The organism is Oleiphilus sp. HI0132 (genome assembly GCF_001635845.1).
Map to the genome: position 1 here is coordinate 1 of NZ_LWGJ01001038.1, position 9,558 is coordinate 9,558.

A 9,558-nucleotide genomic window follows, 5' to 3' on the forward strand; every position below is an offset into this window, starting at 1 on the left:
TAAAAGAGGTGTTCACTGTGGGTAAGAAACGTTATAAGACAACTAGGCAAGGCCTGAACCGACGCAGCATCCTAAAAAATGGGTTGGGGGCTCTCGGCGCAGTCGCCCTAACTGCCGGGGGGAATAGCGTCAATGCTACAGCTAGCAAAGATTCCACGGATAGAGAAATCGACAAGTATGACTATGATGTCATTGTTATTGGTGGTGGCTTTGCCGGGGTTACCGCTGCCCGTGAGCTCAGGCAAGCTGGGCTATCAGTACTAATATTAGAAGCTCGTAATCGCCTTGGTGGGCGTACCTTTACCGTAAAGCGTGATGGTAAGTTGTTTGAGCTCGGTGGCGCCTGGGTGCACTCCACGCAACCTAATGTTTTCGCTGAAATTAATCGCTACGACTTGCAATTAGTGGATTCTACTCCAAGCACGATTCCCGACTTACTGTGGTGGGATGGTGATGAGGCGCGGGATGCTGGCATGAGCGGCATCGCACCACTGATTAGGATGGCTGCCTGTGGGAATGGGGCACCAGAAGGTGAACCATCGCCACCTATGGTCACCTATCAAGGCTTTGCCATTGCCAATGAGCAAATGCACCAATTTCATGATGGTGCCGCTCACTCCTTTCCATTGCCCTATGATCCTTTTAGTACAGATAATTGGCAAGGCGCCGACACTCTATCGGTTCGCGATCGCCTTAATCAGATGGACCTCTCTCCTTCTTTCTCACCCATCATCGAAGGACTCTTGGGCGCTTCCGTTCATGGAGACTTTGATCAAGCTAGCTACGTAGAAATGCAACGATGGTGGTCTCTCGTTGGCAGTGATATCACTCGTTACAGTGATAGCGTCTCTCGCTATAGCTTTAAACATGGTACGCAAAGTTTAATCAATGCCATGCTGGATGATGGTCGCCCTGACGTGGAATTGGGTACGCCAGTGAAGGAAGTTCATGATCTTGGGGATCACGTAAAAATAATCACCAGCACAGGCAAAACATTTACCTGCCGGTCCACGATTAGCGCAGTCCCCATGAACGTACTATCCAAGATTCAATTTTCGCCTGCGCTACTATCACAAAAGGTGAGAGCGTCCGAGGAAGGTCATGCCGGCTCTGGAATGAAGTTCTACATTCGCATCCGACAGAATATAAAGCCCATCTTAATGTTGGCCTCGGAGCAAGACCCTATAAGCACCATTATGACCATGGCCAGCCCTAACGAAGGCACTAATCTCGTGGCTTTTTCCACTGATCCGTCACAAATTGACCCCAACAACCACGCGCAAGTCCAAAAATTATTGCGCCGCTTTCTACCGGATGTTGATGTGGTGGATACCCTACACTATGACTGGCACCTGGACCCTTACTCAAAGGGTACTTGGTGCGTTCTGAAAAAAGGTCAATTGACGAATTCGATTACTGCATTACGCGAACCCCAAGGGCGAATATATTTTGCCGGTGGCGATATTGACTTAGGCTGGCGCGGATTTATCGACGGCGCTATTGCGACGGGTAACCAAGTTGGCCAAAAAGTGGCTCGTCTACTAAACGCACGCACGACCCCAATTTATAAAACAGAAAAAATGGCAGCCGGCGCTCACATAGACACAACCCTTAATCAATGCACCGTGTGTCACAGTACAGACGCATCCGGAAAAGCAAGTGTTGGTCCCAATCTTAGAGGTAAATACGGACAACCCGCCGCTTCGGCTAGCAATTTTAACTACTCGTCGGGTTTATCTGAGAGCAATCTCACTTGGAACGAAGCCAATCTGGATCGTTTCTTGGAAGACCCCGCCGGAACAGTGCCTGGTACCACTATGGGCTTTGGGGGGATAAAAGACCCCAACGAAAGGAACGCCATCATTGAAGCCCTCCGTGCACTTAAATAGGCAAGAAAAACCATTGGTAGCACCATCCTAACAAACCAGCGTAATGTGGATAGGAAATGAATATGAAAATGTACCCGATTTTAGCGTATCTATGTGCTCTATTGATATCGGACGTAGTGAGTGCAAGTGACATTAATAATGACAGAGACAACGAAGAAATTTATCGAAAACTACTAAAAATCGAATACAACAATCGTGTATTTGCTTATCTTTCAACTCAAATCATCGCAAAAAACCGAGAGGGTTCTCCAATGGGGGAGTTTTATCAAGCGTATTATCGGTTGGAGGTGTTGAACAAAAGCCTCTATGAGAATATGGAAAAGAAACTTAACTTTGAATACCAGCCCAATCTGTTTACTCGTACTCGTGGAAAGTTAACCGGGTATATCTCCTCTGTTCTGCCTGTTACAGCAGGTATGCTTGTATCTATCATTCAACCATACGTGGAAAAGCTTACCGTATTAAATCAAGTTTCCCCAGCAGAGCACAGTAAGTTCTTCAGCTATGTACTTGCGCAAGAAAAAGCTCAGCTTAAAGCCTCACAGGTGGCAGTAGAGAGAGGCTGGTCAGAGGGGGCTAAGGTTTTAAGAGAGTTTATTGAAAATCAAAAATAATCCCAAAATTAATGTTCTGGACTGCCCGGCGTTTCATAAACATTTCCGAGCTATTATTGTTGTATGGCTACTTTAATGAGCTGTTGAGCAAGAATTGGACCTTCTATTTCACTAAATTTTATTGGTTCTTTCGGGGGCGGGTGATAGTAGATTTGATGCTGAGGCGGTCATGGGGGCGTAGAGGACATTCTTTTAATGCATGAGCTCTGTCTAGCGAATTCAAGCTGTGGGGGCTATCTAGAAGAATTAATTACATAAAAGGGGGGCTGATAAGGCCCTTTCTTCGTCTTCTGAGTAATAGTTTCCTAAAAGAACAAATATTGGCCTCGCAACATCAATATCTGGGTGTTGATCTCAGGTGAAATTCATGTGTGGGACTTTTTACGGTGTTGCCTTGGATCCGGTTTCGGGTTGAAAGTCTCATAACGCATGAGATAAAAATTTGATATGGGTACAAGCACCGTGATAGATACTTTTAGTCCTCATTTGGTTGCAGCCATAATTGGTTTGGTTGTCGAGATAATTGGTTGGTGTAAAGACATGATCCAATAAGGTTTAATCCAATCTAATAGTAAAGTGTAACTTATGGTGTAGCTTTTCTCTTCGGGGCTAAAAAAATCGTTATAAATCAAAGCTCAAGTACTGCTGCATCATGAGTCATGGATTGATGTTGGTTGTGATCCATTTCCAAAACGTCATGACTAATAGAAGACTCACCATCGGCCATCGGCATGTCATCCGTAACGGTGTCGGGTCGATGGATCTGGCTGATCACATAGTTGTTGTCGCCCTCTCTTGTAATTTCTACGTGAAGAGTCATATCAGACTGTAAACCTTGAAGGTCTACATTTTTTGCGGCGGTAAAATTCATGGTCATGGCCGGCCATTGCCAGTCATCAATGGCATCATGCGCCAGCGTCAACATCCGGTGTTCGGGCATCAGGCTTTTAAGACGTGCGCCGACCCAGACCGATGTGGGAGCCATAGTCTCAGCCTTATCATCCGAACCATGATTCATGCGCCGAAAGTCCGAGGTTTTGCTGGACTCGGAATCAATCAGGAATTGTGCTGACGTCACAATGCGGTCGCCCTCATCAAGTCCCAATATGATTTCCGCCTGCTCATCGTTGATATTCCCAACCTGTACAGCAACGGATTTAAAACGGCCTTCGCCCTTGGCCAGCACAACACGGGATTGACTGCCGGTACGGATCAGCGCCTGACGGGGAATCAACAGAGTATCGTCCATCGGTGCCGTCTCAATGCGCATCTGCGCAAACATGCCCGGCTTCAGATAACCATCGGGATTGTGAAAATGTACTCGTATCTGTGCGGTGCGAGTCTTGGTGTTAAGGCTCGGGTAGACATAATCAACCTGGCCCTGCCACTCTCGCCCTGGCGAATAACCCAACTGCATCTGGACCTGATCGCCGACCTGCACCAGGGAAGCCTGTCGCTCAAAGACTTCACCAATCACCCAAATATGTTCCAGCTGACCGATGGCCATGATTTCCATGCCGGGTTTTACAAACATGCCTTCGCGCGCCATGAGGTTATCCAGCACACCCGATTGCGGCGCTGTAACGGTGATGGTCTGGCTCACCTTGCCGGATTTCCTCAGGCGGTTGATTTCTGATTTTGGCACCTGCAGGGATGCCAGGCGCTCCTTGGCGGCTTCAATCAGCGTGGCGTTATTGCGTTTTAGTGCCAAGAGTAATTCCTCCTGTGCATTAACCAGGGTCGGTGAGTAAAGCGCATAGAGAGATGCACCCTTCTGCACCGGATCGCCAGAAGCTTTGACGTAGAGTTTTTCAACCCAGCCCTCTACCCGCGGATGAATATGTATCAAGCGATCTTCATCGTATTGCACATAACCCACGGTATTGACGGAAACGTCCATCTGGCCGCGGGTAACGGGTGCCGTGCGTACGCCAAGGTTATTGACCACATCCGGCGATATGGTGACTGTGCCAATCTCCTCATCACCGCCGGCTTCTTCATACACCGGAATCAGATCCATCCCCATCGGAGATTTTCCGGGCTTGTCGCGTTTGTAATTGGGGTCCATCGGCGCGACCCAATAGAGCGGTTCTTTTTTGGCTGTCGCCTTACCGCCCTCTCCCGTGTCTTGCATGCGCCAATAGGCTGAATAGTGGGCCAGGGTTGCCGTCGCAATCAGCAATGCAACCGTTATAAAGAATGGTTTATTCAGTTGAATCTTCATGGGTTCTTTCCTTCCGTGCGGTTACCGTGTGTTGCAGGGGACTGCTTTGCGTGGCTCTGCGGTAACAGCACTGAGCGGTTTGTCGGTAAGAGATAGTTCAGTTCGGCAAGGATTTTTAGCCGATCGACCTTGATGGTCAGGAAATCGATTTTGGCGTTCAGCTCGGCGATGCGGGCACGCACCGCTTCAGCAAAGTCGCCGTCATCGTTGTTATAGGCAGTCAGGGCAGCTTCGGCCTGCTCCGCCATTTGCGGCAGTAGCTGCTGGTCATAGAGTGTGCGGCGCTCATTCAGGCGCTGGATTTGCACAATGGTCGTGTCCAGCTCCGCCATTAACTTTCGCGCCATCAGTAGCTTGTCTGTTCGCAGTGCCTCAGCTCGGGAGGTAGCGGCGCTAACATCTTTATCCTGTCGATTGCCCGTGAAAAGCGGCAGATCAAATGTGACGCCGACCGAGAACAGATCGGCGCGATCCCGGCCCATGGGGTCATCGTCCCGATAGCCGTACTGGGCGGTGAGCCCCCACTCGGGCTTATACTTTTGCTGGGCCAATTCAACCCCGGTCTGCATAGCCTCGATACGTTGGTCAAAGGCCAATAACAGGGGATGCCGATTGATCTGTTCATAGAGCCAGCGATCATTGTGCGTCTGACCCATGCCTGGGGTTGGCTCATCACCCAATTTACTGGATAAGGTCCGCGCCAACGGCAGACTGGCTTGACCGCCAATCCACTCGGAGAGCCGCTGCTGGGCAGAATCCAGTTGTTGTCGCAACGCAGTCAGCCGATCATCCAGCCGGGTGAGTTCCAGTTTTGCCCGGATAATATCCTGCTGTCGGGCACGCCCCAGCGCGGAGGAATAACTGGCTTTGGAGGCAAAATCCCTAGGACCCCACCTAGAAATGAAAGTTGATACCCCTCTACAAGCCACGGCAGACGGGGGCTTCAGAGGTTTTTGCAATATATGGAGGCAAAATCCCTAGGACCCCAAATACCGAGTGAACTAACCAGTGATTTGCATACTGCATTTCAAGATGTTGTTGAAAGCCGCTCTCAAGCTCAGCAGTGGTTGTTAGCTGACCAGGATCACTATCACGTCTATATCCCAAAGTACGGTCATACAGCTCAAGATAAGCTCTCAGTCGAAGCCAGACTGGCGGCTATCAGTTCAATTGGCTTGCTACATCGAGCAAAGGAGTCTATCGATGCTGGATTGGTGTGTGCTTCAGAAGAAACCATTAGTGCCGTTACGGTGCTGAATGAAAGTAAACTCAAGTTCAAAGAGAGTGTTGCTGCAATAAAGAAATTTGCAGCAACAGCTAAGACTCCTACCTCTCAAATTAGAGGTTTGTTGAATAAGGAGTCTTCACAGTCGGGTTTCCGCACCCCTGCCCTAGAAAAGGCTATGAAAACGGTTGGTATTAACGAGCTGGATTTGAAGCGGTGTTATTTGCAAACAAGGATAATGCCTGAAAACCTCAAAACCTTTAGCTGGACATGGGCCACTACGCACACTCGCATAAAAAAGCATTCCTTGGAAAAAGCGCTAGGCATGGTGGAAGAGTACTTCGAGGGAAATACTGATGCTTTGGATATCAATAAAAAGAAACTGGCCGCCTGCCATCCTAATGAGATGTTAGCTGAAAAGGTAATGCTTAAGAACAACCAATTACGAGCTAATTATGCTTTTGAGGTAGATGGAGAACTTGTGCGTAAACCCTGTACGATTTCTGGTGTTGTTATTGTTCCTGGAGAAGATCTGCCACGATTTGTATGGCGGGATAATCCTGATGAGACAGGAAGCCCATCGCCAAGGCTTGCTCAGTTGTCTGGGATAGACGATGAACCTTTAATTGAAGAGCTGCATTTATATCGCTATGTCTGAGAATAAGTTCGGAAAGAAAATTACCTGCTTTGCTAGTTCTGCTGCCTTACAGGTAGAAGCGACGAAAAGACACAAGGACGGCGTTCCCGTTTCGGATACGATTAGTCTGGAGCTGTGCCCGGTAACTAATCAGCGTCCAGAATGGAACAAGAAGATCTCCATTCAGCTTTCAGAAGATGAGTTACCCATTTATGCATCTGTGCTGCTTGGGTATCTGCCTAAAGCCCAGTTCAAACGACAGGACAAAGGTATCTTCCTGGAACGACAAAAAGGAAAAGTTTATTACCGAGGGACCGCTGGTGCTGGAAATTTATTCCAGATTCCAGTTCCTATTGGTAAGAGCTTTAATATGTCGCAACTGGCTTTGAGCCAACTTATCACTGGAAGTGATATTGAGTTAGGTAGTGACTGTGTGCTCGCTGCACTGAAAGGTGTTTCTGCTTTGTATTTAATTGATGATAAAGCGTAGGGTTGCAAGGCTACCCTACGCTTTTGTTCACTGATTAGTGAAGGGTATTTTTGGCGGTGAGTCGAATTCCGAACTCTTGCTCTTCGATTTCATAGTTTTGTTTAATTTCATTCAAAACCAGATCTATGTCTTCTTTAATCTGAGGTTCAATCATCGGATTACCGACTACAAATTGATGGAAGGTATTCACTATCACAACCAGATAGCTGGATAAGATATCTTCACCTTTTGATGCTATAGAACTTATCTCTGAAGCCTTACCCAATTCTTCTGAACGCTCTGCTTCAGCCATTGCTTCAAGCACGGCACTCCACTTGAATAAAGTTTGTTGGCTTTGTTCGCAAAATCTCACTTAATTACCTTCCTTAGTTTCTTTTTCATTCTGTATCCGTAGATAGATTTCTTGTCGATGCACTGATACATCCTTTGGTGCATTCACGCCGATACGAACCTGATTTCCCTTCACACCTAAAACTGTGACGGTAACATCGTCACCGATCATTAATGTTTCACCTACACGCCTTGTAAGTATTAACATGATTATGTCTCCTTTATACAAAATTCCTTTTGCCTTAATTGGCCCACGCAGATTAACGTCATTGTTGTGTTCCAGCAAATGTCTATGACACATTTATTGAAATCAAATTGCTTATACTGAGGGAAGTGCTGACTGGATTGCCAAATAAACCATAGAGAATATCTTGGACTTCCAGGAATCTACAGTATGTTCTTAGAAGGTATCAGAAGCACATAAATTGACCTGAAATGCACTAGATTGCACACTATTTTCTTGTTTTTTCCTGTATGATCCGCAACCAATGCAACACCAATATAACAATAGGAGTGAGTCAATGAACTGGGAGTTGTTGACCGAATACATGGATGGAGAATATGCCGAATTCAGCACCAAACTGGTGAATGAATACTTCACATCTATTCAGAATATGGGGAACACATTAGTTGTTACTCCATTACACGAAGCGATAGACAGTATTAAATCATTTACTGCTACAGATCTTTTATATGATCGAGTATCAAATACGCTATTAACGGGTGCTGGAAGCTTCCACCCAGGTCTTACCAGCTTTCTATTTTTTCTTCATAAATTCTATGAGAAAAGATCTTCAGCAGTGTTAGCCAAGCAACCAAGACGTGTCATTCTTGATGCCACACGCCCAGATCGTGATGAACCAAGTCTGTGCTATATCAATGAGTATGGCTTTTATCGCTCTAGCCTGCGTAGCGTTCCCACGATCCAGGTAGGATCCGACTTTTCATTAAGTGCTCAAGAGAAAATTTTGTTTAAAGAGTACAAGCTGTTTCGTATAGACTGTGATTGCAACTCAGATGAAATATTTGAAGAGATTTTAGATAGGAAAAAAAATGCAGCCTGATAATCATTGTATGCTGTCACATTCTAAAAACTATCTTAGATGGATAGAGAGTGGCCGTGAGTTTTTTACGAGTACCAATGAGAATAAAGGGGCTATTTCTAAAGATGAATCCTTAGACCATGTCACTTATATTTGGACTGAATTTCTTCGTAAAGCTAGCGGTTTTACTGATCTTGAAAAGAGACTTGCTCGAATTCACTTCGAAAGGGTGATTGAACGGCATGGTGAGGTGTGCCATGAACACAACGCGCCCTCACCGGACATAACAAGGGAAGAGACTGCAAAAAACTATCTAGATTATGTTAAAGACTTCTTTTCCAAACTGTAAAGAGAATGAAGCTTAGATAGATGAGCGTGATGGGTTTCACGACCATTATTCTCGTATACAGCTTGGCACCAACAGCCAGAACATACCTCTTTAATAAACTTCAACTAAATTCTTCCTATTCCGTTTTGCGTTTAAGTTTTTTTCTAACATGTACTCATTTTTATTAACTCAGCTCATCAAAAATGGAAGAGCTGATAATAGCTGACAAGAAAAGCGTCACTCCTATAACCACGGAAAGCCCAATCGTACTATTCACCGAGAAAATGGTAGTAAGCAGCAAATAAAGCATTAAAAATGGTATGCCCCCCAACAACACAATTAGAATTATCCTATAAGATATATTTGATGAGGCGTCAGCCTTTATAACCAAAGCTGACATGACGAAGCGCGAGCAAACACCAAGTAAAATCGAAGATACAAGAACGATTGTAAAATTAATGTCGGTATTATTCTTAAGAAAGCTTAATGCCCCCAAACCTATAAACAAAAAGGGAGACTCCCTAAGTAAAGTCCCGATGATACCTACAACATCAATATCGATGTTCGCATTAGTATTGTTCACAGGCTTTCTTTTAAATGCACCTTCACGATCAAGTCGGTGCATTCGCTTCTTATTTACAGGAAACATTACAAACATCCTTTTCTGTTAAAAACACAACATCTAGTATCGATCGCTGTGGCCGGCGACGGAAGATATAGTGTTTTCTAATTTTTCCGCTTTTCCGTTTTAGTTTCACACTATTCATCGTTTTCCAAT

Annotated in this window: 11 protein-coding genes; 6 read left to right on the plus strand and 5 right to left on the minus strand. The window is 45.8% G+C overall.

Features of this window, described 5'->3' with window-relative positions; translation table 11 throughout:
* Both A3766_RS12360 and A3766_RS12365 read left to right on the plus strand, forming a co-directional pair.
* The coding region (locus tag A3766_RS12360) for an FAD-dependent oxidoreductase (RefSeq protein WP_068642280.1) at window positions 1–1,889 on the plus strand (1,889 nt) is incomplete at its 5' end.
* Window positions 1,890–1,945: 56 nt separating this feature from the next.
* Window positions 1,946–2,503 (plus strand): hypothetical protein, encoded by a 558-nt coding sequence (locus tag A3766_RS12365; RefSeq protein WP_197479554.1) that lies wholly within the window; start codon window positions 1,946–1,948, stop codon window positions 2,501–2,503.
* Between the two features lie 628 nt (window positions 2,504–3,131).
* Here A3766_RS12365 and A3766_RS12370 read toward each other — a convergent pair.
* Window positions 3,132–4,727 carry an efflux RND transporter periplasmic adaptor subunit gene (locus tag A3766_RS12370; protein ID WP_068509535.1) on the minus strand — a complete coding sequence of 532 codons (1,596 nt, stop codon included), beginning with the start codon at window positions 4,725–4,727 and terminating at the stop codon, window positions 3,132–3,134.
* Window positions 4,724–5,500, minus strand: a complete 777-nt coding sequence (locus A3766_RS12375; RefSeq protein WP_231872186.1) for a TolC family protein — start codon at window positions 5,498–5,500, stop codon at window positions 4,724–4,726. Before A3766_RS12375 ends, A3766_RS12370 begins: the two co-directional genes overlap by 4 nt.
* Before the next feature lie 189 nt (window positions 5,501–5,689).
* Between A3766_RS12375 and A3766_RS12380 the strand changes: the two genes are divergently transcribed.
* A complete protein-coding gene (locus A3766_RS12380; RefSeq protein ID WP_068509532.1) occupies window positions 5,690–6,610 on the plus strand; it encodes a hypothetical protein in 921 nt (306 codons plus the stop codon).
* Entirely contained in the window at window positions 6,603–7,079 is a 477-nt protein-coding gene (locus A3766_RS12385; RefSeq protein ID WP_068509529.1) for a hypothetical protein, read from the plus strand. Before A3766_RS12380 ends, A3766_RS12385 begins: the two co-directional genes overlap by 8 nt.
* A gap of 34 nt (window positions 7,080–7,113) precedes the next feature.
* Here the strand turns inward: A3766_RS12385 and A3766_RS12390 are convergent, their stop codons facing one another.
* Together A3766_RS12390 and csrA are read right to left on the minus strand one after the other, a co-directional pair.
* A complete protein-coding gene (locus A3766_RS12390) occupies window positions 7,114–7,431 on the minus strand; it encodes a hypothetical protein (RefSeq protein ID WP_068509526.1) in 318 nt (105 codons plus the stop codon).
* Entirely contained in the window at window positions 7,432–7,617 is a 186-nt protein-coding gene (gene csrA / locus A3766_RS12395) for a carbon storage regulator CsrA (protein ID WP_068509545.1), read from the minus strand.
* A gap of 313 nt (window positions 7,618–7,930) precedes the next feature.
* Here csrA and A3766_RS12400 point away from each other — a divergent pair, with 313 nt between their 5' ends.
* Window positions 7,931–8,473 (plus strand): hypothetical protein, encoded by a 543-nt coding sequence (locus A3766_RS12400; RefSeq protein ID WP_068509524.1) that lies wholly within the window; start codon window positions 7,931–7,933, stop codon window positions 8,471–8,473.
* The gene (locus tag A3766_RS12405) at window positions 8,463–8,801 is read left to right on the plus strand and encodes a hypothetical protein (protein ID WP_068509411.1); all 339 of its coding nucleotides are present in this window, start codon (window positions 8,463–8,465) and stop codon (window positions 8,799–8,801) included. The genes A3766_RS12400 and A3766_RS12405 overlap by 11 nt, the downstream gene beginning before the upstream one ends.
* A 163-nt stretch (window positions 8,802–8,964) precedes the next feature.
* On the opposite strand, the gene A3766_RS12410 is transcribed toward A3766_RS12405, so the two are convergent.
* Complete coding sequence (locus A3766_RS12410) at window positions 8,965–9,429, minus strand: hypothetical protein (RefSeq protein WP_068509521.1); 465 nt, start codon at window positions 9,427–9,429, stop codon at window positions 8,965–8,967.
* Between the last annotated feature and the right edge of the window lie 129 nt (window positions 9,430–9,558).

Bases quoted from the DNA above. Each gene is read 5' to 3' on its own strand.
- A3766_RS12365 (WP_197479554.1), top strand. From the start codon at position 1,946: ATGAATATGAAAATGTACCCGATTTTAGCGTATCTATGTGCTCTATTG.
- A3766_RS12405 (WP_068509411.1), top strand. From the start codon at position 8,463: ATGCAGCCTGATAATCATTGTATGCTGTCACATTCTAAAAACTATCTT.
- A3766_RS12400 (WP_068509524.1), top strand. From the start codon at position 7,931: ATGAACTGGGAGTTGTTGACCGAATACATGGATGGAGAATATGCCGAA.
- A3766_RS12380 (WP_068509532.1), top strand. From the start codon at position 5,690: ATGGAGGCAAAATCCCTAGGACCCCAAATACCGAGTGAACTAACCAGT.
- A3766_RS12385 (WP_068509529.1), top strand. From the start codon at position 6,603: ATGTCTGAGAATAAGTTCGGAAAGAAAATTACCTGCTTTGCTAGTTCT.
- A3766_RS12370 (WP_068509535.1), bottom strand. From the start codon at position 4,727: ATGAAGATTCAACTGAATAAACCATTCTTTATAACGGTTGCATTGCTG.
- A3766_RS12410 (WP_068509521.1), bottom strand. From the start codon at position 9,429: ATGTTTCCTGTAAATAAGAAGCGAATGCACCGACTTGATCGTGAAGGT.
- csrA (WP_068509545.1), bottom strand. From the start codon at position 7,617: ATGTTAATACTTACAAGGCGTGTAGGTGAAACATTAATGATCGGTGAC.